Origin of the sequence: Mesorhizobium amorphae CCNWGS0123, from assembly GCF_001686985.1 — a bacterium.
GTDB lineage: Bacteria > Pseudomonadota > Alphaproteobacteria > Rhizobiales > Rhizobiaceae > Mesorhizobium > Mesorhizobium amorphae.
The window spans coordinates 5,268,795-5,294,631 of the sequence record NZ_CP015318.1; the positions used below are offsets into that span (position 1 = coordinate 5,268,795).

At 61.5% G+C, this 25,837-nt stretch carries 24 protein-coding genes; 11 read left to right on the forward strand and 13 right to left on the reverse strand.

The genetic code is table 11. The features are described 5' to 3' along the window. The first annotated feature begins 127 nt into the window (after positions 1–127). The 5 genes from ccoG (at position 128) to A6B35_RS24745 (ending at position 5,417) form a co-directional block, all read left to right on the forward strand. Complete coding sequence (ccoG, locus tag A6B35_RS24725; protein ID WP_006206758.1) at positions 128–1,699, forward strand: cytochrome c oxidase accessory protein CcoG; 1,572 nt, start codon at positions 128–130, stop codon at positions 1,697–1,699. Then, positions 1,696–2,193 (forward strand): FixH family protein, encoded by a 498-nt coding sequence (locus tag A6B35_RS24730; protein ID WP_006206759.1) that lies wholly within the window; start codon positions 1,696–1,698, stop codon positions 2,191–2,193. The genes ccoG and A6B35_RS24730 overlap by 4 nt, the downstream gene beginning before the upstream one ends. Beyond that, positions 2,190–4,481: a cation-translocating P-type ATPase gene (locus tag A6B35_RS24735; RefSeq protein WP_040584328.1), complete on the forward strand. Its 2,292-nt coding sequence runs from the start codon at positions 2,190–2,192 to the stop codon at positions 4,479–4,481. Before A6B35_RS24730 ends, A6B35_RS24735 begins: the two co-directional genes overlap by 4 nt. Beyond that, on the forward strand, positions 4,478–4,630 hold the full coding sequence (gene ccoS / locus A6B35_RS24740) for a cbb3-type cytochrome oxidase assembly protein CcoS (RefSeq protein WP_006206761.1): 153 nt from the start codon (positions 4,478–4,480) through the stop codon (positions 4,628–4,630). Before A6B35_RS24735 ends, ccoS begins: the two co-directional genes overlap by 4 nt. Positions 4,631–4,718: 88 nt before the next feature. Further along, positions 4,719–5,417, forward strand: coding sequence for a CBS domain-containing protein (locus A6B35_RS24745; protein WP_006206762.1), 699 nt, complete (start codon positions 4,719–4,721; stop codon positions 5,415–5,417). A 75-nt stretch (positions 5,418–5,492) separates the two neighbouring features. Here the strand turns inward: A6B35_RS24745 and A6B35_RS24750 are convergent, their stop codons facing one another. From A6B35_RS24750 to A6B35_RS24760, 3 genes are all read right to left on the reverse strand, one after another. Further along, the gene (locus A6B35_RS24750; protein WP_006206763.1) at positions 5,493–6,041 is read right to left on the reverse strand and encodes a hypothetical protein; all 549 of its coding nucleotides are present in this window, start codon (positions 6,039–6,041) and stop codon (positions 5,493–5,495) included. 83 nt (positions 6,042–6,124) lie between these two features. Further along, on the reverse strand, positions 6,125–6,394 hold the full coding sequence (locus A6B35_RS24755) for a DUF6455 family protein (protein ID WP_006206764.1): 270 nt from the start codon (positions 6,392–6,394) through the stop codon (positions 6,125–6,127). Positions 6,395–6,534: 140 nt separating this feature from the next. Continuing rightward, the gene (locus tag A6B35_RS24760; RefSeq protein ID WP_006206765.1) at positions 6,535–7,347 is read right to left on the reverse strand and encodes a universal stress protein; all 813 of its coding nucleotides are present in this window, start codon (positions 7,345–7,347) and stop codon (positions 6,535–6,537) included. Positions 7,348–7,574: 227 nt separating this feature from the next. Here A6B35_RS24760 and A6B35_RS24765 point away from each other — a divergent pair, with 227 nt between their 5' ends. The 6 genes from A6B35_RS24765 to A6B35_RS24795 all read left to right on the forward strand — a co-directional run bounded on the left by A6B35_RS24765 (position 7,575) and on the right by A6B35_RS24795 (position 14,861). Continuing rightward, complete coding sequence (locus A6B35_RS24765) at positions 7,575–9,092, forward strand: PAS domain S-box protein (RefSeq protein ID WP_167361629.1); 1,518 nt, start codon at positions 7,575–7,577, stop codon at positions 9,090–9,092. Then, the gene (gene fixJ, locus A6B35_RS24770; protein ID WP_006206768.1) at positions 9,079–9,693 is read left to right on the forward strand and encodes a response regulator FixJ; all 615 of its coding nucleotides are present in this window, start codon (positions 9,079–9,081) and stop codon (positions 9,691–9,693) included. Before A6B35_RS24765 ends, fixJ begins: the two co-directional genes overlap by 14 nt. 402 nt (positions 9,694–10,095) lie before the next feature. Further along, positions 10,096–10,542 carry a pyridoxamine 5'-phosphate oxidase family protein gene (locus tag A6B35_RS24780; protein ID WP_006206770.1) on the forward strand — a complete coding sequence of 149 codons (447 nt, stop codon included), beginning with the start codon at positions 10,096–10,098 and terminating at the stop codon, positions 10,540–10,542. 202 nt (positions 10,543–10,744) lie between these two features. After that, positions 10,745–11,392: a helix-turn-helix domain-containing protein gene (locus A6B35_RS24785; RefSeq protein ID WP_006206771.1), complete on the forward strand. Its 648-nt coding sequence runs from the start codon at positions 10,745–10,747 to the stop codon at positions 11,390–11,392. 821 nt (positions 11,393–12,213) lie between these two features. Continuing rightward, positions 12,214–12,687 carry a hypothetical protein gene (locus tag A6B35_RS24790; protein ID WP_006206773.1) on the forward strand — a complete coding sequence of 158 codons (474 nt, stop codon included), beginning with the start codon at positions 12,214–12,216 and terminating at the stop codon, positions 12,685–12,687. Between the two features lie 95 nt (positions 12,688–12,782). Beyond that, positions 12,783–14,861 carry a sigma-54-dependent Fis family transcriptional regulator gene (locus A6B35_RS24795; protein ID WP_006206774.1) on the forward strand — a complete coding sequence of 693 codons (2,079 nt, stop codon included), beginning with the start codon at positions 12,783–12,785 and terminating at the stop codon, positions 14,859–14,861. A gap of 103 nt (positions 14,862–14,964) precedes the next feature. Here the strand turns inward: A6B35_RS24795 and A6B35_RS24800 are convergent, their stop codons facing one another. From A6B35_RS24800 to A6B35_RS24845, 10 genes are all read right to left on the reverse strand, one after another. After that, complete coding sequence (locus tag A6B35_RS24800) at positions 14,965–15,537, reverse strand: DUF1097 domain-containing protein (protein WP_139032277.1); 573 nt, start codon at positions 15,535–15,537, stop codon at positions 14,965–14,967. Between the two features lie 61 nt (positions 15,538–15,598). Then, the gene (locus tag A6B35_RS24805) at positions 15,599–16,288 is read right to left on the reverse strand and encodes an MIP family channel protein (RefSeq protein ID WP_006206776.1); all 690 of its coding nucleotides are present in this window, start codon (positions 16,286–16,288) and stop codon (positions 15,599–15,601) included. Between the two features lie 72 nt (positions 16,289–16,360). Then, positions 16,361–17,404, reverse strand: a complete 1,044-nt coding sequence (locus A6B35_RS24810) for an NAD(P)-dependent alcohol dehydrogenase (protein ID WP_006206777.1) — start codon at positions 17,402–17,404, stop codon at positions 16,361–16,363. Positions 17,405–17,435: 31 nt separating this feature from the next. Beyond that, positions 17,436–19,067, reverse strand: a complete 1,632-nt coding sequence (groEL, locus tag A6B35_RS24815; RefSeq protein WP_006206778.1) for a molecular chaperone GroEL — start codon at positions 19,065–19,067, stop codon at positions 17,436–17,438. 76 nt (positions 19,068–19,143) lie between these two features. Beyond that, positions 19,144–19,941 carry an iron-sulfur cluster assembly protein gene (locus tag A6B35_RS24820; protein ID WP_006206779.1) on the reverse strand — a complete coding sequence of 266 codons (798 nt, stop codon included), beginning with the start codon at positions 19,939–19,941 and terminating at the stop codon, positions 19,144–19,146. Positions 19,942–19,946: 5 nt separating this feature from the next. Further along, on the reverse strand, positions 19,947–20,969 hold the full coding sequence (locus tag A6B35_RS24825) for an amidohydrolase family protein (protein ID WP_006206780.1): 1,023 nt from the start codon (positions 20,967–20,969) through the stop codon (positions 19,947–19,949). Positions 20,970–21,042: 73 nt separating this feature from the next. Further along, a complete protein-coding gene (locus tag A6B35_RS24830) occupies positions 21,043–21,414 on the reverse strand; it encodes an MmoB/DmpM family protein (RefSeq protein ID WP_006206781.1) in 372 nt (123 codons plus the stop codon). A gap of 17 nt (positions 21,415–21,431) precedes the next feature. Next, on the reverse strand, positions 21,432–22,490 hold the full coding sequence (locus A6B35_RS24835) for an aromatic/alkene monooxygenase hydroxylase subunit beta (protein WP_006206782.1): 1,059 nt from the start codon (positions 22,488–22,490) through the stop codon (positions 21,432–21,434). Positions 22,491–22,540: 50 nt separating this feature from the next. After that, entirely contained in the window at positions 22,541–23,602 is a 1,062-nt protein-coding gene (locus A6B35_RS24840; RefSeq protein ID WP_006206783.1) for an NADH:ubiquinone reductase (Na(+)-transporting) subunit F, read from the reverse strand. A 52-nt stretch (positions 23,603–23,654) separates the two neighbouring features. Next, positions 23,655–25,328 (reverse strand): aromatic/alkene/methane monooxygenase hydroxylase/oxygenase subunit alpha, encoded by a 1,674-nt coding sequence (locus A6B35_RS24845; RefSeq protein ID WP_006206784.1) that lies wholly within the window; start codon positions 25,326–25,328, stop codon positions 23,655–23,657. Positions 25,329–25,837: the final 509 nt, after the last annotated feature.

Here is a 25,837-nt window from a genome sequence, read left to right on the forward strand (position 1 = left end):
GCGACGAGGTCCGGCCAAAAGCCGGGCCTCGATTTTTTCCGACATCTGAAGATTGACCTGCATCAACGCGGCGCGACCCGCCCGGCGGCAAGAGTTGTTTACGGGGGCAGGATCATCGGGTACGCGAATGGAGATCACGGTGCTGGATCAGACGCAGGTAGAACGGTTGGAAGCCGAGGCGGTCAATTCCGCCAAGACCCGCCAGCCGCTCTATGCCGCGCGCAAGAAGATCTTCCCGAAACGCGCCTCGGGCAGCTTTCGCCGCTTCAAATGGCTGGTGATGGCGATCACGCTGGGCATCTACTATCTGACGCCTTGGCTGCGATGGGATCGCGGCGCGTTTGCGCCCGACCAGGCAGTGTTGCTCGATCTCGCCAACCGCCGTTTCTATTTCTTCTTCATCGAGATCTGGCCGCAGGAATTCTACTATGTCGCCGGCCTGCTGATGATGGCCGGCATCGGCCTTTTCCTGATCACCTCCACGGTCGGCCGGGCCTGGTGCGGTTATACCTGTCCGCAGACCGTGTGGGTAGACCTGTTCCTCGTCGTCGAGCGGGCGATCGAAGGCGACCGCAACGCCCGCATGAAACTTGACGCCGGTCCGTGGACGGCGCGCAAACTGGTGTTGCGCGTAACGAAGCACGCCATCTGGGTGGTCATTGCGGTAGCCACCGGCGGTGCGTGGATCTTCTATTTCGCCGACGCGCCGACGCTGATCGGCGAAGTCTTCACCGGCACCGCCGCGCCGGTCGCCTACGTCACCATCGCTGTGCTGACGGCGACGACCTACACATTCGGTGGGCTGATGCGCGAGCAGGTCTGCACCTACATGTGCCCGTGGCCGCGCATCCAGGCAGCCATGCTCGACGAGAATTCTCTGACCGTCACCTACAATGACTGGCGCGGCGAGCCCCGCTCGCGCCATGCCAAGAAGGCCCTGGCTGCCGGTCAGCCGGTCGGCGACTGCGTCGACTGCAACGCCTGTGTTGCCGTCTGCCCGATGGGAATCGACATCCGCGACGGCCAGCAGCTCGAATGCATCACCTGCGCGCTCTGCATCGACGCTTGCGACGGCATCATGGACAAGCTTGGCAGGGAGCGCGGGCTGATCTCCTATGCGACATTGTCCGACTACAACGCCAACATGGCGGTGGCGACCGCGGGCGGTTCCTCCCCGGCGACCCCCTCCCTTGTCAGGACGGCTGAAGGCAAGTTTTCCGACAGATTGGCGCATTTCCATATTCGCAAGATCTTCCGCCTGCGCACCTTCATCTATCTCGGTGCCTGGTCGGCGGTCGGGCTCGCACTGCTCTATTCGCTGCTGACCCGCGAGCGGCTGGAGCTCAATGTCCTGCACGACCGCAACCCGCAATTCGTGACGCTCTCCGACGGTTCGATCCGCAATGGCTACACCGTCAAGCTGCTCAACATGATCCCCGAGCCGAGGACGATCGTTGTCATCCTGCAAGGCCTGCCGGGTGCCGAGATGAGCGCGGTCGGTGTCGATCTTCCTCCCGCGCGGTCCTTCACCACCCTGGCCGAACCCGACCGGTTGAAAATGTTGAAGGTTTTCGTGCGCCAGCCTGCGGATCAGATCGAGGGAACCACGCAGAGCTTCACGTTCCGGATTGAGGACAAGGCCGACCTCGAGTCCGCCGAATACACGGCCACGTTCAATGCACCGGAGATCGCCAGATGAACGCCCATTCGCCAAAATCGCGCGAGTTCACCGGCAGGCACATGCTGTTCATCATTCTCGGCTTCTTCGGGGTGGTGATTGGCGTCAACCTGACCATGGCGACGCTGGCCAGCAAGAGCTGGACCGGCCTCGTCGTCGAGAACACCTATGTGGCGAGCCAGCAGTTCAACCGAAAGGCCGAGGAAGGGCGCGCACAGGTGGCGCTCGGCTGGAACGGCAAACTGACGATCGCATGGGGTGAGGTCCGCTACGGCCTCAGCGATGCAGCGGGCAGGCCTGTTCCCCTGCACTCTGTAAAGGTCCTGTTTCGTCACCCCGCCTACGAGGCAGAGGACAAGGCCGTCGCTCTGGCCCCTGCCGCGGGCCAGGAATTTGCTGCGCAACACACGCCGAGAGATGGCGTCTGGATCGTCGAAGTCGATGCCGATGCCGGTCTCGCGGAACCCTATCGCGACGTCCGTAGAATCATGATTTCCCATGGAGCGCTGCAATGAGCTGTTGTGCACCAGGCGCCGAAATGGCGCTGGACCTGAACGCGAGCACGAGTGCCCTGCCCTCGAGGCAGGAAATAAGGTTGGCGAGCCGCTCGCTTGACGGCGACCTGCGCCAAACCGACCTCTCGGTGCCATCAGTGCATTGCGCTGCCTGCATCCAGACGATCGAGACAGCACTTGGAAAGCTCGAGCGGGTCGAGGGCGCGCGCGTCAACTTGTCGACGAAACGGGTCTCCATCCGCTGGCGCGGCGACGAGGTTCCATCATTCGTCGCCGAGCTTGGACGGCTGGGCTATGACGCGCATTTGTTCAATCCCGAGGCTGACGGCAAGGACAAGACGCTCTCGGACCTGATCCGCGCCGTCGCCGTTGCCGGTTTTGCCGCGGGCAACATCATGCTGCTTTCGGTCTCGGTCTGGTCCGGTGCTGAAGGTGCCACCCGCGACCTGTTCCATTGGTTCTCGGCATTGATCGCCATCCCCGCGCTCGCCTTCGCCGGCGGCATCTATTTCCGCTCGGCCTGGAATGCGCTGCGCCACGGCCGCATGAACATGGACGTGCCGATCGCGGTCGGCGTCTCGCTCGCCTATGCCATGAGCCTCTACGAGACGATGACCCACGGCGAGCATGCCTATTTCGATGCGTCGGTGTCACTGCTGTTCTTCCTGTTAATTGGCCGCACGCTGGATCATGTGATGCGGGAGCGAGCACGGACCGCGGTGAACGGCCTAGCGCGGCTGGCGGCGCGCGGCGCCACGGTTCTGCGCCATGACGGCACTCGCGACTACCTGCCTGTCGACGAGATCGAACCGGGCATGATCCTGCTGGTCGCTGCCGGCGAAAGGGTGCCTGTCGACGGCAGGATCATTCGGGGGGTGTCGGACCTCGACTGCTCGCTGGTTTCCGGTGAGAGCACGCCCCGAACCGTGGCGTCCGGGGAACAGGTTCAGGCGGGCACGCTCAATCTTACCGGCCCGCTGACCATCGAGGCGACCGCTGCCGCAAAGGACTCCTTCCTGGCGGAAATGGTTCGGCTGATGGAAGCGGCCGAAGGCGGTCGCGCGCAGTATCGCCGGATCGCCGACCGGGTCTCGGCGCTCTATGCTCCGGTGGTCCACCTCACTGCCTTCGTAACGTTCCTCGGCTGGATAGCGGCAAGTGGAGACTGGCATCGGGCCGTGACCATCGCCATTGCCGTTCTCATCATCACTTGCCCGTGTGCCCTCGGCCTTGCCGTGCCGATCGTGCAGGTTGTCGCGGCGCGCCGCTTGTTCGAAGCCGGCGTCATGGTCAAGGACGGGTCGGCCCTGGAACGCCTGGCTGCGATAGACGCGGCGGTGTTCGACAAGACCGGCACGCTGACGCTTGGCCAGCCCAGGCTGGTCAACGCATCGTCCATCGACCCGGCGATGCTGGCGATAGCGGCCGACATAGCCGCGCACTCCCGTCACCCGTTCTCAAAGGCCATAGCCCAATTCGCGGGTTTTGTCGGCCAGCCGAAGCTGGACGCCGTCAGCGAACACCCGGGCCTCGGCATCGAAGCCACGACCGCCGGCAGCACTTGGCGTCTTGGCCGGCGCGGCTGGGCCGGATGGAAGGCCCGGACCGGTGGCGAAGGCAAATATGGAGGCTATGGCGGAACGGTGCTTTCGAAGAATGGCAGGATCGTCGCCTCCTTCACGTTCGAGGACGCTACGCGCGCCGATGCCAGGGCGGCGGTCAGGCAACTGAAGGATGCCGGCGTGTCGGTCGAGATGTTGTCCGGTGATATCGCCAATGCCTGTGGCGACGTTGCGAGGACGTTGGACATCGAGAGCTTCACGCCGGCGCTGCTTCCCTCTGGCAAGGTCGAGCGGATCGAAGCCCTGACCAAAGCGGGCCACAAGGTTCTGATGGTGGGCGACGGGCTCAACGACACGCCGGCCCTCGGTGCCGCACACGTCTCGATCGCGCCGGCAACCGCCGCCGATGTCGGTCGCAATGCCGCTGATTTTGTCTTCCTGCGCGAAAGCCTCCTGGTGGTGCCCCTCGCTCTCGACATCTCGCGCAAGGCCGGGCGGCTGATACGCCAGAACCTTGCCATCGCGATCATCTACAACGCCGTTGCCGTGCCAATCGCCATTCTCGGCCATGTCACGCCGTTGATAGCGGCTATCGCGATGTCAGCCTCATCGCTGCTGGTCATCGCAAACGCGCTTCGGCTGCAGGGATCCGGGCCGCACGCTTCAGCAAGAAGCACCGCGCCCGACAGGCGCTCAGGCATCGGTGCACTGGCGCGATCGTCATGACGACGCTCGTCTACCTCATCCCCGTGGCCCTGTTCCTCGGTGCGCTCGGACTGGCCGGCTTTCTGTGGGCCCTGAGAAGTGGTCAATATGAAGATCTCGACGGCGCCGCCGAGCGGATCCTGATCGACCGGGACGATAAGGCAAAGTGACGTCCGTCGGCGTCGGAAATGATGCAGATCAAGGCATACGTCGCACAAGACCTCCACAATGACCTGATCGATATCTGAGGAGGCGGAGATGCAAGCCGAAGCCATAATGACCGCGCCGGTCATCGGAATTGAACCAACAGCATCGATTTCCGATGCAGCAGGGTTGATGCTCTCCAGGAAGGTCAGCGGCCTTCCCGTCATTTGCAGCGACGGCACGCTGGTGGGCGTTGTCAGTGAGGGCGATTTCCTGCGCCGGGTAGAACTCGGCACGAAGCGCAACCGCTCGCGCTGGCTGGAGTTTCTGGTTAGTCCCGGAAGAGCCGCCGATGAATATGTTAAAGCCAACGGACGGCGTATCGAGGAGGTGATGACGGCCGAAGTCATCACGGTACCTCCTGCCGCATCGCTGCCCGAGATCGTCGAGCTGATGGCACGCCATCACGTCAAACGCGTTCCGGTCGTCGACAGTGGGAAGGTCGTCGGCATCATCACCCGTTCCGACCTTCTGCGTGCACTGCTCAGCGTTCTGCCGGACGCGGCCACGGCGGCCGTCGACGACGAACAGATTCGTCAGAACGTCATTGCCGAACTCGCGAGGCAGAAATGGGCCGGCAAGGACACCATCGACGTGGCGGTGGACAAGGGGGTGGTGGAACTGAACGGCGCCATCTTCGACGAACGCGAGCGCCAGGCGGCCATTGTTGCCGCCGAAAACGTCGCCGGCGTCAAGGTCGTCAAGGACAACCTTTTCTGCGCGGGACCGCTGTCGGTGGTGCTTGTCTCCTAGTTTAGCACTACAGGACTTTGCGGACTCCGCATTGCGCGACCCTGACATTCGAATCGGAAGAATGTCCGCGTTGACCTAGAGCGCGGCTATCGCCATTACCGGTCGAAGCAGCAACAGGGCGAAAACAATAAGCGCCGCGCCCGCGACCCTGTCTGCCAGCTCTTTGCCTCCGTTCAGCCGCCTGCCGAGCAAAAGCCACATCGACCCTGTGGCAGCTGTGGTCACCAGGAGCACTATCCAGTAGAAGCCCAATTCGTACGGCCTCGCATCCACCGGCACGATTGCCAGACAATAGATAAAGGCTTTCGGATTGAGAGCAGTGGTTGCCAGAACAGAAAGACTATCCCCGTCTTCGGATGCTTCGATCCGGTCGCTGCCTATCAGACGCAGGCCAAGAACTACGAGCCATGCGGCTGCGACCAGCTTGAGTACCAGGATGGCGCCAGGCGGCAGCAAGGGTCGCAGCGAAAACCAGCAGGCCGCTGCGATCCCGTATCCGCAGGCCTGTGCGACCAAGAGTGAAATCGCCTTCTCTCGCTTGACCGCGCCCGCCATCAGAAGAGCATTGGTTGGCCCGGGCGCGATAAAGAGCAGAAATGCTTCCAGAAGAAATAGATCGTCCAAACTGCCTTGTCCCATGGGATGCAAATCTATCGGCGTAGGTTCCGTTTGCGTTCACTCGTCAGACGCATTTGTGGTGACGCTTTCTAGCGTTGGGCGGCTGCGTGTTGAAGCCGTGCAATCAAGTCGCGGTTGCGGCAGTAATCCGGCGGGTCATCCGCTTGCTGGTGTTCGTCGAGCCAGGTCGAGCATTCGTCCTGATGGCCGCAGGAGCGGCAACGGTCCACCGCCCGACTGGTGACGGCTGAATGGTCCGCCACGACCTTCAGTTGCCTGTCGACGCCGAGCCTCTGCATCATGCGGCCCATCAAGGCCGTCCTGGCGTCAACGGAAATCAAGTAGTCGAGAAACGTCATTTCGTTCACTCCTGCATTCTGGCAATCATTGCTACGTTGGCGACAGACGACATTGATCTTGGTCAACAGGCTGCGTTGCCGACGCGAGCAATGGTTTTGCAAAGATGGCGTTCGGCTTCGGCGAGTGTGGTTCGGGACCTTCAATACGACAGGAAGCGATTGATGCCGTTGTCTTCGATCAGCGTGCGGGTGACGCCGCCGAAGGCCCATTCCCGCAGACGGCTATGGCCGTAAGCGCCGGAGACGATCAGGTCGGCATGGATCGAGCGCGCAAACGCCAGCAGCCGGTCGCCGTCAGCCTCGCCGGTCAGCAGTTCGGTTTGTGGCATGATGCCATGGTTTTCGAGATAAGCCGCGACATCGGCGAGGCTGTAGCGGACGCTTTCGCTGCGGTCGTTATCGATGGTGGCGACGACGACCTCTCTTGCCGCGGCCAGGAAAGGCAATGCATCCGCTATCGCCCGTCGCGCCTCCCTGGTGTCCTTCCAGGCGACCAGCACGGTCTTTGCCATGACATGTTCGACATTGCTTGCGGTGACGAGGACTGGCCGGCCTGTTCCCAGCGCAAGGCTCCCGACATCCACGGCACGGTAGACATCTTCGCCATCCCCACCGCCGGTAACGATGAGGTCGGCGGCTCGGGCGGAAACGCTGAGGAAGCGGGTGGGACTGCTGACCGCCTGCCCCCATTCGCTGCTCACCGATGCCGGTACCAGTCGCTCGAATTCGGCCCGCAGCTCCGCAAGCTGCTTCTCGATCTCGGTTCGCTGGATCTGCATGATCTCGCCTTCGTAGACCATGCCGTTGCCGGTGGCGACTAGAGGCGGAACATCCGCTGCCGCCAGGCCGATAAGGTGTGCTCCGAAGCGCTCTGCCAGTTCGACCCCCAGCTTCACAATGGGTGCAGGCGCCGCGTCAATCGCGATGTTTGCAATAATTGACTTGTAAGACATAGGAAGGCCCTTTCGCTGAAAACGATAGAATTGCGTGAGGAATTGCATTCGCCGGCGGCCGATGCCTTGATGCGAGTCAAGGACCCGCCAATTGCATCCTTAGACTTCGGCCTCGATCAGTTTTGCGTACGCCACGAGGAGTGATAACTAGCCTTTGTTGCAGGCGTGGCCGAACCCAAGGACATCAGGTGAGCCAAAACGAAGCGCTTATTTTGTCGGCCGATGGGATGTTGCTGAAATCCGTCCTGTCACAAATGTTCGAGCAGGCTCCTGGCTTCATGGCTCTGATGCGTGAGCCGGACCATGTCTTCGAACTGACCAATGCCGCCTACCAACGACTGATCGGCGACAGGCAAGTGATTGGCAGGTCGGTGCGTGAGGCGCTGCCCGAGCTCGAAGGTCAAGGAATCTTCGAACAACTGGACCACGTGTACAAGACCGCTGAGCCGTACCGGGGCCAGGGCGTAAAGGTCGCCCTTCGCAACAAGCAAGACGAGCCGGCAGAAGAGCGTATCCTCGATTTTGTCTATCAGCCGATCAAGGCCGACGACGGTCGGATTGCTGCCATCTTCGTCGAAGGCACAGATGTCAGCGAGCTCTCCTTTGCGAATGCCGCACTTCGGCTGCGTGAGGACCATCTGCGTTCAATCCTGGCAACGGTGCCCGATGCAATGGTCGTCATCGACGAAAAAGGCCGCATCCAATCCTTTAGCACCGCTGCCGAAACGCTGTTTGGCTATCAGTCAGTTGAAGTCATTGGTCACAACGTCAATATGTTGATGCCTTCGCCCTATCGCGACGAGCATGATGCCTATCTTCTTCGCTACCTGACGACAGGGGAGCGCCGGATCATCGGGCTAGGCCGCACGGTGACCGGGATGCGGAAGGATGGTTCGACCTTTCCGATGGAGCTTTCGGTCGGTGAGATGCATCCCGGGACCGGCCGCTTTTTTACCGGCTTCTGCCGCGATCTGACCGAACGTCACCGTGTGGAAGCACGAATTCAGGAGCAGCAGCAAGAGCTTCTTCATATGGCGCGGTTTACTGCGCTTGGCGAAATGGCCTCGACGCTGGCGCATGAGATCAACCAACCCCTGACGGCCATCACGAACTACCTTAAGGGCAGTCGTCGGCTGCTCGAGAAGAGCACGGAACAGAACGCCCCCATGCTGCGGGATGCCGTGGAGAAGGCTGCCGAGCAGGCCCTGAGGGCGGGAGACGTCATTCGTCATCTGAGGGATTTTGTTGCAAGGGGGGAAAGCGAGCGTCAGGTCGAACGACTGCCGGCGCTGATCGAGGAAGCCTCGTCGCTGGCCCTGGTCGGTGCGCGGGAGATAAATGTCCTCACTAGCTACAAGCTTGATCCCGCTGCCGAACTTGTGTTGACCGACCGCATCCAGATTCAGCAGGTTCTGTTAAATCTGATGCGCAACGCGGTGGAGGCCATGCAGGACACGTCGCGCCGCGAATTGAAAGTCACAACTGTTGCCCGAGATGATGGGATGGCCGAGGTGAGCGTGATCGACACCGGCCCGGGCCTCGCGCCGGAGGTCTCGGCACAACTATTCCAGCCATTTGTAACCACCAAGAAGCAGGGCATGGGTGTCGGCCTTTCCATCTGCCGTACAATCGTTGAATCGCATGGCGGCCACATATGGGCCGAGGCAGTACCGACTGGGGGGACCGCCTTTCGGTTCACATTGCGCATCGTTGAGAAGGAAGAGGTCGCCAATGGCCGGCAATGATCTTGTGCATGTGGTCGACGATGACGTCGAGGTTCGCAAGTCGCTTGGTTTTCTCCTGGCGACCGCCGACTTTGCCGTACGCCTGCACGAATCCGCGACAGCCTTTCTGGCTACGGCGACCGACGATATCGATGGCTGCATCGTCACCGATGTGCGCATGCCGGGTATCGACGGCATCGAGTTCCTGCGGCAGCTCAGAGCCCGCGGGCACAGGATTCCGGTCATCGTCATGACGGGCCATGCCGATGTGGCACTCGCCGTTCAGGCGATGAAGGAAGGAGCCGCGGATTTCATTGAGAAGCCTTTCAACGACGATATCCTGATCGATGCGATACGCTCGGCGTTGGATGGCCGGAACCGGGCGAATGCAGCGCACCCACAATCCGCAGAAATCAGCGGACGCCTCTCGACTTTGTCGGATCGCGAGCGGCAGGTGCTGGACGGGCTCGTGTCAGGTCTGCCGAACAAGACGATCGCCTTCGATCTGGGGATCAGCCCGCGCACCGTCGAAATCCACCGGGCCAATGTCATGAGCAAGATGGGGGCGAGCAGCCTGTCGCATCTCGTGCGTATGGCACTGATCGTGGAAGCCAAAGACTAAGGGCGGTCGCCAAAGGCGTCGCTCTTGCCGGCCGCATTCCGCTCCGACGCCCAGTCTCTCCAGTGGGTCGGACGGATGTCGATACGCGCACCGGTCGCGGCATTCTTCCAGCCCTCCGTCCCTCGTATGCATGGAAATACGAGCGCGTGCTCGCCATCCTCGTCGAAGACGGCCAGTTCGAGATTGCGACCAAACGGAGCGCTTAGGATGGGCTTCCACATCCGCCTAGGATGCGCGGAGACAGCAAGCCCGCCTTGATCTGAATCATTTTTCGAAATTGCCGGATGCGCGAATGTGCACCTTGCCGCATGCGAGCCGGAGCCAAGAAGCTCCGGGGATGGCCAGGATTCAAAAGCGGCAGCAACAACGACACGGGATGCACGAGATTGGGAGATCGCATCGATGCTGATCCGCACACTTTCGACCTTGGAATGCACGAAACTGCTGACGGCAAATCGCTTAGGCCGCCTGGCGTGCGCGAAGGACGGGCAGCCCTACCTCGTGCCGTTGTACTATGCGCACGCAGACAACCATCTCTATGCGTTTTCAATGCCTGGCAAGAAGATCGACTGGATGCGAGCAAACCCGCTCGTGTGCGTCCAGGTCGACGAACATGGCCTAGGTCGAGGATGGAGGAGCGTAGTTGTCGACGGCCGATACGAAGAGCTGCCCGATCGGGTCGGTCACAAGGTTGAGCGCGACCATGCATGGTCTGTGCTAAGCAAACACGCGAACTGGTGGGAGCCGGGTGCCCTCAAACCGGTAGTTCCCGCCGTTTCCGATGGCGTCCCGCACGTTTTCTTCCGCATCTTCATCGGCGAGGTTTCGGGCCGCGAAGCAAGCGAGTAGACACTTCCGCTTCATGGCACCGGTGCGGGCTGTATCCAGCCGCTGCCCGATGGTGGTCGCCTGATTGCCGCAGCGTGCAATTCCACGCGACCTTGGTCCTCCCACGACCGTCTCTAGGTAGTTTCCCGTAGGGAGATAACCGAATTTCGCGTTCTCCAGATTCGCGCGATTGCTGTCTCACAGATCAATCGGGGACACAGCGATGAACGCCTACACCACCGCAAGGATTGCACTGCCGCCACAGCCGACCCATCCGAACCGGCAGGTGGGATTTGGCTCGGCGCCAGTACAACCACTCAGTTTCTTTGCCGCCGGCTCGGAAATCTACGCTCAGGGCGAGAAGGCCGGTGCCTTCTACCAGATCGAGTTCGGCGCCGTCCGCATCTACCGCCTGCTCGCCGATGGTCGCCGGCAGATAAGCGCCTTCCACCTGGCCGGAGAGACATTCGGCTTCGAGGCCGACACGACGCATCATTTCTTCGCTGAGGCGATCAACGCCACCGCGGTTCGCACCTTCCGCGTGGCTGCGGGGGTCGACATGTCCCGCCAGTTGCTGCCGTTGGCGCTCAAGGGGTTGAGCAGGGCGCAGGAGCACCTTCTGGTCCTCGGCTGCCAGAACGCCATCGAGCGCGTCGCCGCGTTCCTGATCGACATGGCCGACCGGCAAGGCGGGTTGCGGCAGGTCGAACTGCCGATGTCGCGCATGGATATCGGCGACTATCTTGGCCTCACCATCGAGACCGTGTCGCGGGTTTTCACCAAGCTGAAGGAAAAGGGCGTCATTCGCTTAGTTAACCTGCGCTGCGTGGAAATCGTTAGGCAGGATGCGCTGCGCGATATGAGTGAATGAGCCCAACTCTGGTCATGGCAAGGGAATCGCGCGGCTATGGGGGAGCCACTAGGCTTCGAGCAATACGACCCGGCCCCTTTGCCGCTCCTGCCGGACAAGCCACCTTTCAGTTCTATCGGCGACTCGGCTGCCCGATCGCCGAGATCGGCCGAATGGCGAGCGCCTCCCAGCCATTTTGAGCCTTCGGCAGAAGCCAGTCTCCGCCTAAATGCACGCCATTGCCGCCGATTACCGCATGCATCGCTGCAAGGTCTTTCGAGACCGGGACGGTTGAGCTACGTGTGACCAATGCCATCAACGCGAAGGAGAAAATTGACGAAGAGCCCCAAAATCATTTCCTGCAAAACTCACTGGCTTATCCGATAACGCTCAATTCAATCTCAAAGAATTAGGCGTAAGCCACTGATATATAGTGGTTGGTGGGCCCGGAGGGCGTGTTAATAGCATTGGTTTCATTGGGTTTTTCGTGGGCCAAAATCAGAAGACTCCCCGTATGGTTCCGTATAGTTCCGTGACTTGCGGTGTTGGTCAGCAAAACCTCCGTCCGATCATCACCCCAAACGCGAGAAGCGCGGCTCCTGTTCGAGACGCTGCAGGACAGCGCCCCCCGGAAATGACGAACAAAGCGGCCTGACACGCGGGTACTGCTCAACGTCCGAATACCGCAAGTCCCGTGTAGCAGCCGCCTGCTACCACCGACCCGAATTCTGGCGCTATGTGTGTGATATGAATGGCGAACTTCACCGGGGCGGTGTAGGGTTCACCTCACAAGAAGAAATAAGCCGCATCGACGGCAACGCTCAGCGGATCTGGGAGGATTCATGGTCGAAATCATCTCCAAGCGGGATGGCCCGCGGCGCGAGGACATGCAGGTCAAAAGGCTGATCGAGCAGAACCGCTCGACCATCGTTCGCCTTGCTGACCAGATCAGCGGCGGCGGCTATTCGGCTTCCAGGAAGCCACGCCAGCAACCAAAGGCGGAAGGTCTGATCATCCATGTCGGCGGCAGTGCCGCGCCCGTGGCGGAAGCCAAGCCGTCCATCCAGGTCACTATGAACGGCCGCGTGATTTCGAAGGACCAGAACACAGGGCGCCAACTTCATCACATCGGCGACATCCGCAACCGGGGCGGGGACCAGATCTTCGTGCTGGCGACAAAGCAGAATGGCTTCTTCTCGCCGGTCGACGAAACCGTCGCCGAGGCGCTTGCGGGCCTGGACGGATCGCGCCTCGCCGCCACCTATACGGAAGAAGAGCTTGCCGCCGACATCGGCGCGAAACTTGGCATCGACTGATCAGTCCTGGGCGTGCGCTTCACGTCCAACCGCGGCAGCATACGAACGCGACAGCATACAGAAATGGCATGCCTCGAAGGTTCTGTGATGACTGAATGAAACGCGAGATAGGCCCCAATCAGATGAAGATCGATGCTCTTCCGGCGCGCGCGTCGGCTGCTGCCGGGCAAATGCTTCTGGGGAACATCGATTATGACGAGCGCGCCACCATGCGCGCCTGGGAAGATTTTCTGGCCGACGAGCCCAAATGTGCCCGCGACCCGATCCATCCAAGCAGCGTCCGCTCCCTCATTCACGAGTCCTGGTATCGCAGCGTTACCGGCGGCATCAACGCTCAAGGGATTGAAGCGCCGCTGAGCAGCGATCGCGACGAGATCGAATATCTGACCCGCGCCAATGCAGAACTGCTTTCGGCGGCGCGGCGGTCGTTCGCCTCCCTTGGCCAGTTGCTGGACAGGACAGGCGCAATGCTGGTTCTGGCCGACAGCGACGGTGTGCTGATCGATGCCATCGGCGACAAGAAGACACTGCATGACGGCATGGACATCCACCTCGCCATCGGCGGCAAATGGAACGAGGGGGCCGTCGGAACCAACGGCATCGGCACGGCGCTGTGGACAGGTGAGCCGACCTTCGTCCATGCGGCCGAGCATTTCTGCGCCGGCATCAAATCCTGGACTTGCGCCGGCGCGCCGATCCGCGATCCGCTGGACGGCAAGATCATCGGTGTCGTCGACCTGTCGGGCTATTCGCCGATCTTCCGGCCGCACAACACCGCGCTCGTCGCCGCCACGGCCCGGCAGATTGAAAAGGCGTTGGCCGAACAGCAGCAGGAGCAGCGCACGCGCCTTCTCGAAGCCTTCATTTCGTCGGCTCCCAGCTACCGCCGAAAAGACGGGCTGGTGATTGTCGACCATCGCGGCCGCGCCATCTTCTGCAAAAATGTGCCTGACGGCGAGACCAGCGAGATGATGGACGGCCCGATGGAGCCAGGTCGCGGCCGCTGGCTGATGAACCTTCCGTCCTCCGGCTCCGACGCCGACCTTGCCAAGGCGCTACCGGCCCATCTGCGATCCTGCCACATCACGCCGCTCAAGCTCGACGGCGACCTGCGCGGCGCGGCGCTGGTATTTCCTCCCGTGCCGGCAGCCTCCAGCGTGGCGGTGGTCCACCGGAAAGTGGACAAGCATCTTCAGGATGCTGTCGCCATGATTGTCGGCGAAAGCGAAGCGCTGCAGGCCGCAATCGACATCGCCTGCCGCGTCGCCCGGTCGGGCAGCGTTACATCGCTGTTGGTCGAAGGTGAAACAGGGACCGGGAAGGAGCTGTTTGCGCGGCTCGTCCATGCCGGCAGCCGGCGCACGGCGAACGATCCGTTCATCGCAATGAATTGCGGGGCAATCACCAGGGACCTGTTCGGCAGCGAATTGTTCGGCCATGTCGCCGGCGCTTTTACCGGCGCCTCGCGTGAGGGCAAACCGGGCGTTTTCGAGCTCGCCAATGGCGGCGTCCTCAGTCTCGACGAGATCGGCGAACTGCCGCTCGAGATCCAGCCGTTTCTGCTGCGTGTCCTGGAAGAGCGCGTGGTCAACCGCATTGGTGACAGCCGGGGTCGCCCGGTGGATGTGCGCCTGGTTGCCTCGACCAATCGCGATCTCAAGCAGGAAGTTGCCGCAGGCCGCTTCCGCCGCGATCTCTACTATCGAATTGGCGCGGTCTCGATCACTGTCCCACCGCTGCGCGAGCGCGGCGAGGATGTCCTGCTGCTGATCGAACATTTCAACCGGCAGATCGCAACCGTGGCAGGCGAGGACCCGCTGGAATTCTCGCACAAAGCGCTCGAGGCCCTGCTCGCCTATCATTGGCCAGGCAATGTGCGCGAACTGAAGAACCTCGTTGGGCGGTTGCACATCCTGGCGCGCGGCGGCACTGTCGAGCTTCAGGATCTTCCGGGGGAAATCAGCGCCGGCAATCGCACCATTCACAGCGATCATCCCGCAGCCATGCTCGAAGCACCGGTGTGCACATTCGAGGATGCGGAATGCCAGGCGATCAAGAATGCGCTTGCCGCAGAGGGCGGCAATCTCAGCAAGGTCGCCCTGAGGCTCGGTATTTCGCGGCCGACGCTCTATCGCAAGCTCGGCCAATACGGCATCCGACGCGGTTTCCTCTAGGCCCAGGCCTGTTCTCCGGCACAAAAAACTCCGCGGCATTGGCGCCGCGGATTGGGGGAAGTTCGTCGCCCAGCCGCCTTCAGGCAGCGGTGGCGGAAATGGATCAGGCCTTTACGACAGCACCGGTCACTTTCTCCGAGACGTAGCCGAGGATGTTGCCGATGATCAGCGAGATAACCACAGCGGCCGCGACCTTGGTGATGGCGCCGACGCCTTCGCCATAGGCGGCAGCACCAAGCAGAAAAAGCGCGGCAGTCGTCGCATAGCCATAAACCGCTGACGGAATGGCACTCAGCAACGGCAGCTTGGCGGCGAGAATCAGGACTACGATTGAAATGCCGACGCAAATGCCGGCCATGATCGCCGTAACCCCAATTGATGTCAGTGCTATCAGTGCGCCGGCGGCGCAGACCGCTCCCCAGAGGTTTGCGACCGCCGAATTCTTGAACCCGGCTTCCTTGCCACCACAGTGATAGAAACTCCCCCAGCCGACAAACACCGCCCAGATCAGCAAATAGGGGTTGCCGATGATGATCGCTGCCCACGTTGCAATGCCGCCCATAATGCCGATGACGACGGCCAACCCTGTGATAAGATCCATATTGTCCTCCCGTTTTCCAAAGCTCGAAGCAAAGAGACTCATTTCAGGATCGCGCTTCGCCTGACGTCCCGACACCAAAACGCCATGGCATCAACCACGGGGTTCAAGAAGAAGGCTTGCCGGATCCGGCAAGCAGTCAGGCTGGCTGAGCCGCCGGTTCGCCCGCGCCGATAACGCCGGCGCGCAACGCCAGTCCGGCAACGGTCGCGCCGAGGCACGGCGCCACGATATAGAGCCAGAGCTGCGACAGTGCAGCTTCGCCGGCAAAGAGCGCCGGGCCGAGCGAGCGGGCCGGATTGACCGACGATCCGGAAACGGCAATGCCGGCGAGGTGGATGATGACAAGCGTCAGCCCGATCGCCAGGCCGGCCAGGGTCCCGGCGCCGCCTTCGGCAGTAGCGCGGAGGATGACGAACAGAAACAGGAAGGTGGCTACCGCCTCGAACAGGAAGGCCGAAGTTGCCGAATAGGCCGACCAGCCGTTCTGGGCAAAGCCATTGGCCGCCACGTCGTAGCCGCCGCCCTTGCCTTGCACGATCACGTAGAGCACCGCCGATGCGACGATCGCGCCCGCGCATTGCGCGACCACATAGCCGACAAGATCATTGGTTTTCATCCGGCCTGAGACGAAGAAGCCGAGGCTCACCGCCGGATTGAGATGGGCGCCCGAAATCGGTCCGATCGAATAGGCCATCGCCACCACCGACAGGCCAAAGGCCATGGCGACGCCGAGCAGACCGACCTCGGAACGCATGAACAGAACCGTCGCGCAGCCGAAGAAGACCAGCGCGAAGGTTCCGATGAATTCGCAGACGTATTTGTTCATATGTTTCTCTCCCTCAGGATGATGGTGGGGACCGGACGCGCACTTGTGCGCGCGAAGTCCGGTCCAAATGCTTCAGGGCACGATGACACCGCGGCCGGTGAACCGTCGGTTCTTGAAATCGTCGAGCGCGGTGTTGATGCTGGCGAGGTTGTATTCGGTGTAGTGCATCTTCACCTTGCCGTCGGCGTTCAGCTCCATCAGTTCGACGAGTTCGGTGAAATTGCCGACCAAGCTGCCGCCGATGTTGATCTCCTCGATGACGAGATGCGCGGTCGGCACGTTGATGTTGCCGCCATAGCCGACGACAAACAGTTGGCCGCCCTTGCGCACCATCTTCCAGCAGATGTTTTCGACGCCGAGTTCGCCGACGAAGTCGATGACCACATGGGCGCCGCCGCCGGTGATCTGAATGACCTCCTCGACGACGTTCGGCCCGCCATCGAGGACGAAGTCGGCACCAAGATCCTTGGCCAGCACGCGCGCCGCAGGCTCGCGGTCGACGGCAATGATGCGGCAGCCCGAGATCGCGTGAAGCGACTGCAGCGCGATATGGCCTAGCCCGCCTATGCCGAGCAGAACGCAGTAACTCCCAGGCCTCAGCAGCTTGGCCGCCCGCTTGGCGGCGCGGTAGGCAGTGATGCCGGCATCGGCGAGCGGCGCCACCTCGATCGGCGTCACATTGGCGTTCAGCTTGATCAGCGAACGCTCGCTGGTGATGAAGTACTCGGCGAAGCCGCCATTCATGCCAAGACCGGGAAACTGGCCGTTGTCGCAGTACATGTCCTCGCCGTGGCGGCAGTTGAGGCAGATGCCGCATGAGCGGAACGGATGGCAGATCACGGCGTCGCCGCGCTTGACCGACCTGACGCCGCTGCCGACCTCCTCGACCCAGCCAGCATTTTCATGGCCCATGATGTAGGGCAACAGCGTGCCTTCGGGGTCCATGGTCGGCTTCCACACACCTTCGATGATGTGCAGGTCGGTGCGGCACAGGCCGGCGGCGCCAACCCGCACGATCACCTCGTCGGGGGCAGTGATCGTCGGCGCCTTGACCTCCTCGATCCTGAGCTGGACGTTCATATGCGGATCGTATTCGTACAGTCTGGCAGCCTTCATCGTCGTATCCTTTCACGTCGGGATTGTTTGCTTAGGCGCGGCCGAGCTTCTCAGAGCCGCCGCCGCGAGCCGGTCCGGCCGTCGGGTCCTCGTCCTCGGCGAGATGGCCGATCAGCGTTTCAGTGGTCAGGATCAGCGTCGCCACCGAAGCTGCGTTGGCGAGCGCGGTGTAGGTGACGCGCACCGGATCGATGATCCCTGCCTCGAACATGTTCTGGTAGCTGCCGGCGGACGCGTTGTAGCCGTAGCCGCCGTTGATGCGCGTGACTTCCGCCACGACTGCTTCGGGATCGGCGCCGGCATTGGCGGCGATGCGCCAGAGCGGCCGCGACAGCACCGACCGCACCAGGCGCACGCCTTCGGCGACATCGCCGCCGACACCGGCCGCAACCTTGTCGAGCAGCGGCGCGATCTGGGCAAGCGCCGAGCCGCCGCCGGCGACCACGCCCTCTTCGGATGCGGCGCGCACCGCATTCAGCGAATCCTCGATGAGCTGGATGGTTCGCTTCTGCTCGACCGGCGTGACGCCGCCAGCATAAAGGATCGCGGTGCCGCCAGAGAGCTTGGCCAGGCGTTCGCGCAGCTTGTCCTGGTCGATGTTCGGCGGCGAGGCTTCATACTGCCGCTGCACCTGGGCGCGGCGCGACGCAATTGCCGCATGGTCGCCGCCGCCGCGAATGATCGAGGTGTAGGACGAACTGGTCTTCACCCGGTCAGCCGTTCCGAGATCGTCGGCGGTGATGTCCTCCAGCCGTCCGCCGAGGTCGCGCGCGATCACCTTGCCGCCGGTGATGATGGCCAGATCCTCCATCATCGCCTTGCGCCAATGGCCATATTCCGGCGGATGGACGACGAGGTATTTTCCAGGTCCCTGCTTGCCGAGCAGCGTCACCACAACTTCCGGCGACATTTCCTCGGACACGATCAGCAGCGGCCGCCCGGCCTCGTCGGCGATGCGGCGAACCGCATCGAGCTGCTCGGGTTCCTTGATCTTGAGATCGGTCATCAGGATGTAAGGCCGTTCGAGAACCGCCTCCATCTTCTCCTGATCGGTCACCATGTGATGCGAGAGATAGCCGCGTTCGAAGGACATGCCCTCGACCACATCGAGCGTGGTCTCGGTGGTCACGCTGAAGTCGGTGGTGATGACGCCTTCCGCTCCGACGCGCTCATGGGCTTCCGCCACCATCGCGCCAAGCTTGGCATCGGTTGCCGCGATATTGGCGACCGAAGCCAGGATGCCGTTGCCTTTTGCCGGCTTGGCCGACGCCTTGAGCGCCGCCACCACCGCCGCCACGGCAAGGTCGATGCCCTTGCACAGATCGACGGATTTCACGCCGCGTTCATTCGCCTCCACGCCACCCTGGATCAGCGCGTTGGCGAGCACGATGGCAGTCGTGGTGCCGTCGCCTGCGACCTCGTTCGTCTGCATCGACACTTCGCGGACGACCTGCGCGCCCATGTTTTCGAAACGATCGTGCAGCTCGATCTCCGATGCGATGCTGACACCGTCGCGAGTCACCATCGGCGTGCCGATCGGCCGGTCGATCATGGCGTTCATGCCTTTGGGGCCGAGCGTCGGCTCGACGGCAGCGGCCAGGCGAAAGACACCGCGAGCGAGAGCACGGCGGGCTTCGGAATTGTGAAGCATTATTTTGGGCATGATTCCTCCTTCCGCCTTACGGGCGGGTTGTTGGTTCGGGGCCTCGTGCAAGGGAGGCCGTTGTTTCAGCTCTGCTTCAGGCGGTCGGCGCGGCTCGTGCCGGCACGCGGTCCAGAATGAAATCGACCAGCGTCGGTTCGCCGTCGACCACATCCAGTTCCTTGTATCTGGTCTGCTTGAGCCCACGGCAAAGCGCGCCGTTGAACTCCATGTTGACGCGCACAGCGCGCAGTTCGGCGAGATGGGCACCGAGTGCGCCGGCCGGTATGCGTTGCCCTTCCCATGTCACGAAGACGGGATAATCCGCCCGGCGGTCGGGAAAGCGTTCAAGCAGGGCCGCCCTGTATCTCGGCTTCTGTTTGGCCGCCTCGCCCGGTTCGAACCGTGCGACGTCGTATGCCGGCAGCTCCATGCCGACTATTTCCCGATCCGTCAGACCGTGCTCCCGCAGGCCCCGCAAGACCGCCTCCTGGCGTCGCTTGAATGCCTTCATCCTGAAGGTTTCGCGCAACGCGCCGAGATCCTGGTCCTCGGCAAGCTCGGCGAAAATATCGCCGAATGTCTTGCCGGCTTCCATGCCGCGATTGACCTCTTCCGCGAACATGTGGTCGTGCAGCTTGACGCGATAGGCCGGCGCCCATGAGAGCTGGTCGAGCGCCTTGCGGACGCCGTCCAGCATGAGGAACGCGAAGTTGGGCGAGCACCAGTAGGTCGGCAGGCGGAAGTCGATTTCCACGTTGCCATCACTCGTCATTTTGGCCCGCTCGACGAAGCCCATCTCGGTAATCGGTTCGTCGAGCTCCGGGTCGTTGACCTCACCAAGGCGCCGCCAGAGTTCCTTCTCGCGGTTGCCGGAAACGCTGGCGGTTGCCATAGCCCCTACTCCGCCGCGATGCTGAAGGGCGAACTGGCAAGCGCCTTCTTCTTGGCTTCGACGTCGATGTTGTAGAGACGCGCGGCGTTGAGGCCGAGGATCTTCTCCTTGATCTCGTCGGTCAGTTGCACACCACGTTCCGCGGCGATGTCCTCGGGAATCTGGTAGGCCCAGAATTTCTCGACCAGCCAGCGCGGCGTCCAGATCGCGTAGTCGGAACCGAACAGGATCTTTTCCGGCCCAAGCCAGAACAGCAGCTCGGCGATGACCTCGCCGAAGTAGCGCGGGCGCGCGTGGATGAAGGGCAGCGCGACAGCCAGTCCGCCATAGACGTTGGTTTCCTGCGTCGCGATCCAGCAGAAATCGTCGAGGCGCGGCAGGCCGCAATGCTCGATGATCCAGTTGAGGTTCTGGAAATCCGTCGCCGCGTAGTCGACGTCATGCACGTCGAAGGCGTCCTTGCTGAGCGGGATTATGGTCGGACCCTTGTGGACGTGGATGTTCCTGATGCCGAGCTTGTCGCAAAGTTCGAAGCATTTGTAGGCATCGGGGTCAGTTAGCTTCCAGCCCTTGGAGGCACCGTTCCATTCGGCCGTGTACATCTTCACGCCCTTGACGTCGTAGGTCTCCTTGAGGAAGTGGATGTACTCAAGCGCCTTCTCACCCTCGCGCGGGTCGAAGGCGCCGTTGACGATGAAACGCTCCGGATAGCGCTTGGCCACCTCGGCGTTGCGCTCGATCGTGTTGAAGCCGTTCTTGTAGAAATCCTTGAGATAGGTCGACTGGACGATCGCCACGTCGTCGGGACCGTCGATGAACAGGTCGCGATAGAGATCGTCGGCGCTGTATTTCTCGAACTTGCTCTTCTCCCACAGCTGGTCCTTGGGACTCAGCCCCGTGTGATAGGCGTAGAAGCAATCGATGAACTGCTTGCCGTGGATATTCTTCTGGTTCTCCGGGCTGCCGTCCCAGAAATGGGTGTGGCCGTCGACCACGAAAATATCCTTGCCTTCCGGTGTCCTAAACATTCTTCCCTCCGCAGGATGCGTGTTGATCGGTTCGGCGCGCCGCAACCGGGCGGCGCGCCCGTTTTTTGGGCGGCTATTCGATGTATTCGAACATCTCGTCCATGTTGCCGAACAGGATCACGGTGTTGTCGTCGACGCGAACCATGCGGCCGTAGTGGGTGGAGGTGTTGACCTCGAAGGTCTCGGCCGAAATCTCGCGGCCGAGATATTCGCCGATCGCGTCCATCTTGAAGATCAGCTTGCCATCGCCGTCGATACGGATCAGCGCCGGCTGATAGGTGATGGTCACCCCCGGCTTCTGGCCCATGAATTCGGCGATGGCCCTGGCCTCGACCGAGTCATTCATGGTGACGCCGCACTGATGCGAAATCGTCTGTTCGAAGGTGATGTCCTTCATCTCCTTGAAGATGTTGGAATGCGTTGCGTCGCGTGCTGCTAGTGACATGACAATTTCTCCCTGTGTCAGCGCTTGAGGCCGAGTTCGCCGAGGATCTGGCCAATCCGTTCCTCGGATTTGGCGCGGACGTCCGCGAACGCGACCGGCTTGGAATGCGGCATCGACCAGACCGGCTGCAGGCCGATGGCTGCCTTGTCGGCGAGCGCGCCGTGTTTCTTGACCCAACCCTGGAAGAGCTTCTTGTTCGCCACGCCGTATTTCTCGTCGTTGGCGAGCAAGTGCATGAGGTCGATCGTGTTGGCGAGGTTGCGCTCGTAGTCGGCCTCGGCTGCCGAGATCACCGCAGGCGTGATGAAGTCGTGGTTGGCGGCGGCGATCTGCATCAGGAAGCCCGAGCGGAACACTTCCCCGACCAGCGGTTCGAAAACGATGTTGATGGCGAAGTACTGTTCGAGATAGTCGGTTGCGCCCATGATGGTCTCGACCGCTTCGCGGGGGCCTTGCCAGTTCTTGTCCTCGAGCCAGGTCTTCTTGCCGAGTTCATCGTCCCAGCCAGGAAGGTCCATGCCGATCTCGGCAAGGTAGAGCGTGATGTCCTGCGCAAGCCGCAGCTTGTAGGACGAGTTGGTCAGCGTCGCGTTGTTGATCATCTGGGTGTAGCCGTAGCGCTGCGCCTGCATCAGCGAGGTGCCGAGCCCGAATTCGGCATGTTTCCAGGCGCCGAGCTGCGTCTGCAGGATCTTGACCCAGGCCTTGTCGAAGGTCTTGGGTGCCCCCGACTTGCGGGCATTGTTGATGACGCTCTGCACCATCGTCTCGATCTTCGACTGGCGCTGGTAATGCGTGCGCTCCCATTCCTGGTCGGGCGCGCGGAAGGCATGCCAGTTGGAGCTCTGCGCGGCGGTGTTCTGCTTGACATAGGCGCCCTTGCCGTCGGCGAAGGAGATAATCCAATCCTGGATCAGGTAACGCTCGGGATCGGGCTGCACGTCGACCGTCATGTCTTCGTAGTGGGTGGCACGCTGGCCCTTCGGGTCGAAATACCGGTACTTCCGGCTGTCGGAGTCGGCAAAGATCGCCGCGCCGGCGGCTCCGGATCCGACTGAACTCGAGGTAGCTGGCATAGTCTTCACTCCCTTGTTGCAGTTGTGGTTGCAGTTGCGTGGCTGCCCTCTCAGTGGGCCGGCGTTGCACCTGCCGATGTGGTGAACTTGTCGAAGAAGATCCGCTCCGTCTCGAACCCGTTCATGAACAGAACCGGCTGAAGCGCATCGATCATCGGCGGCGGGCCGCAGGCATGGACATCGCCCTGCCCGTCGACCGCCAGTTGCTTGAGCTTGGCGTCGACACTCTGGTGTACGAAACCGCGTTCGCCTTCCCATTCGGCGTCATCAGTCGCGTGCGACAGCACGGGAATGAATGTGACCTCCGAATGCTGGCCGATCAGCTCGGCGATCCTGTCGAGATAGAACAGGTCGTTGCGCGTCCTGGCACCGTAGAAGAAATAAACCGGACGTTTCTCGCCGCTCTTCAGATGGTCGTTGAGGATCGACCAGATCGGCGACATGCCTGATCCGGCGCCGACCAGGATCAGGGGTCCTTGCCGTTCGTCCCGGCGGAAACAGGTTCCGTAGGGTCCGACGACGGTGACCTCGGCTCCGACCTTGATCCCTCCGGAATCGAGTTCTCCGGAGAACTTTCCCTCAGGGTATTTTTTGATGATGAAGGAGAGTTTTTGGGCTTGGTCCGGCGTATTTGCCATGGAGAACGAGCGCGTAATCGTCTCCCCTTTTTGCGTGGTAACCGTGATGTCGACATATTGCCCCGCCCAGAACTTTATCGGCGAGCCGAGTTCGATCTCGATGCCGCGAATGTCGTGGGTCAGGTGCTCAATCCGAGCAATCCGGCCCCTGAACGTCTTCACGGCGATCGCTTTCGCCAAAATCTCCTCGTCGTAGTTGAGAAGCTCGACTTCCAGATCGGAGTAGGCGATGCAGCGGCACAAAAGGACGTGGCCGCTCTCCTTCTCCATGTCGTTCAGCGCGAAGGTCGAGTATTTGAGCATGTCGACTTCGCCTTCGAGCAAGACGCTTTTGCAGGCGGAGCATTGCCCTTCCTTGCAGCCGTGCGGCAGGGCGATGCCTTGGCGGAACGCAGCGTTGAGCAGTGTTTCGCCATTTTCGACGTCGAATTCGACGCCGACCGGGCTGAGCCTGACCGTGTGGGTTTCCGACATACGGACCTCCAGTGAAAGGAAGGGGCGGGACGAACCCGCCCCTCTGGCCTGATCAGTTGCAGGGATTGATCGTGAAGCCGGCCCGGTATTCCGCCAGGTGCTTCTCACGGTCCGCGGGCGACATGGCACGCAGCGCGTTGAGCGGCGACCCGAGCGTGTTGCCGCGCACGTCGTCCAGCGTCCACATCTCCTTGTCGTCGAAGCGCATATGCGGCTGCGGGACGAGCGTCTTGCCATCGGAGCGGACGAAGTTCAGGTCCTTGATCGCATCGGCCAGATCCCAGCCGTCATAGAGCGTCTCCCACTCGCGCTTGCCGCTGAAGCGGCCCATGGCGGGCGTCGGACGGCCCTGATACTCGTCGGCGAACGCCACGGTGGCGGTCCACTTGTCGAGCTCGTGGGCGAAGGTGTGCAGCTGGCCATCGATCTCGCCGACAACCATATCCTCGCGGATCAGGCAGGGTACGAGGCAGGACCAGCAGCGGTGCGGATAGACGTAGCCGACGTCGCTGTTGAACAGCAGCACCTTCTCGCCCTTGTGGCTGAGCTTGGCATACCATTTCCAGAAGTCGCCGAACTCGGCGTACCAGCCCGGATACTTGTGCTCGAACCACTCGAAGTCCTTGTCGGTCTGGGCTTCGATCCGCCAGAAATTGACCGGCCAGCCGACCGCGAAGAACTGTCCGACCTTGTGGACGTAGTTCTTCTTGGTGATGCGCTCCCAGGCCGCCTGGACATCATCGTGATGGACCTTGATGCCGTATTTCTCGAGCGGCAGCATGTAGGTGCGGTAGTAGTCCTCATAGATCCAGCGGTGCCACATTTCCGCGTAAGACTCCTTGTTCTTGTCGCGGTTGGTGGTGCCGTATTCGATGAAGGTGCCGATGGCCGCATCGACGATCGCGTGGTTCTGCCAGAAGGCATAGCGCAGGTCGCGCTCGAGCAGCAGGTGGTTTTCCGGCTCCTTGAGCGCCGCCATCAGCAGCGAGTGGCCATTGCCGATATGCCGGCTCTCGTCGGACTGCACCGACAGGAAGACGGTGGGCAACGCATAGTCGCCGTTGCGGGCGGCTTCCGAAGGCATGGCGACGAACAGCGTGTTGGTGAAGGCGGTCTCGGCGACCACGGTCAGGTACATGCAGGCGGCGGTCATGGTGTCGCCGGTGATGAAGCCTTCCGCGAACTGCCGGCCAATGGTCGTGGCGTAGCATTTTCCGAAGGCTTCCTCGGTGATGTCGAAGCCCGCCGGATCGATGTAGTTCTCCATGTACCATTTCTTCAAATTCATCTGGATCGTCGAGTGGCGGAACTCGTCGATCATCTGCATGGTAAAGCCGGTCCGGAGTTCCTCGCCGGGCGCGATGCGGGCGACCATTGCCATCGAGCGGGCAGCCGAGATTTCCGGGAAGGGAATAATCGCCAGGAAGAGCTTCATCCACTCGACCCAGCGCGGTTCTACGTTGCGGAACATGTCGCCGCGCAGCGCCGCATCCAGCGCACCGTAGACCCGGTTGTCCTTCTCTTCCTGCATCGGAAAATACGACCGCAGGACCTGCTTCATCGGATCGCGCGGCGTCTTGTTGATCTTGTAGTCGGTCGGAAACGTCATCGCTTCCTGGACGTAGGAAGGATTCCAGCCGAGATCGGCAATCTTCTTGGTTGCCTCGCCGACGGAAATTCCGCGTTGCGAGGTAATCTTGTTGAGCGTCAGAGACGTCATGGTCATAAGCCTCCACCAGGTTTGAGCCGCAGGTCCCTTGACCCCGGCATGAAGCGGCACAGAGCGCCGCAAGTGAGAGTGCGAACGGCACGACAAAGGGTTGCGCATTCAGGCGCGACTCATGGTCCGGCCATTCAAGTGGATCGCGGCAAAGGTGTTGGAGGCGTCTGGCAGGGATCCTCGGCGCCAACCGCATTTGCGATCGGCGTATCGAAGCGGATGTAACTCGTCCCCTGCTTCCTCCGTTCCTTCGTTCTTTTGGCACCGCGTGAAAGCGCGATGGGCTTCTTGTGCAAATGTACAAAGCAAGCGCCGTGCCAATCTGAAAATGGCACCCATGGCTGGGCTCAAAACAAAATGACTGCTCTCTCAACGCATGAGAAGATGGCTAACTGTAACGTTATTTTACATTTGTAACGTACGGCTGTAATATTTAACATCTATTCGCAGGTGCAATATTTTTAGTTAGCAATCGCAGCAAATGCGAAAACGAATATCATCTATTCAATTCTTCG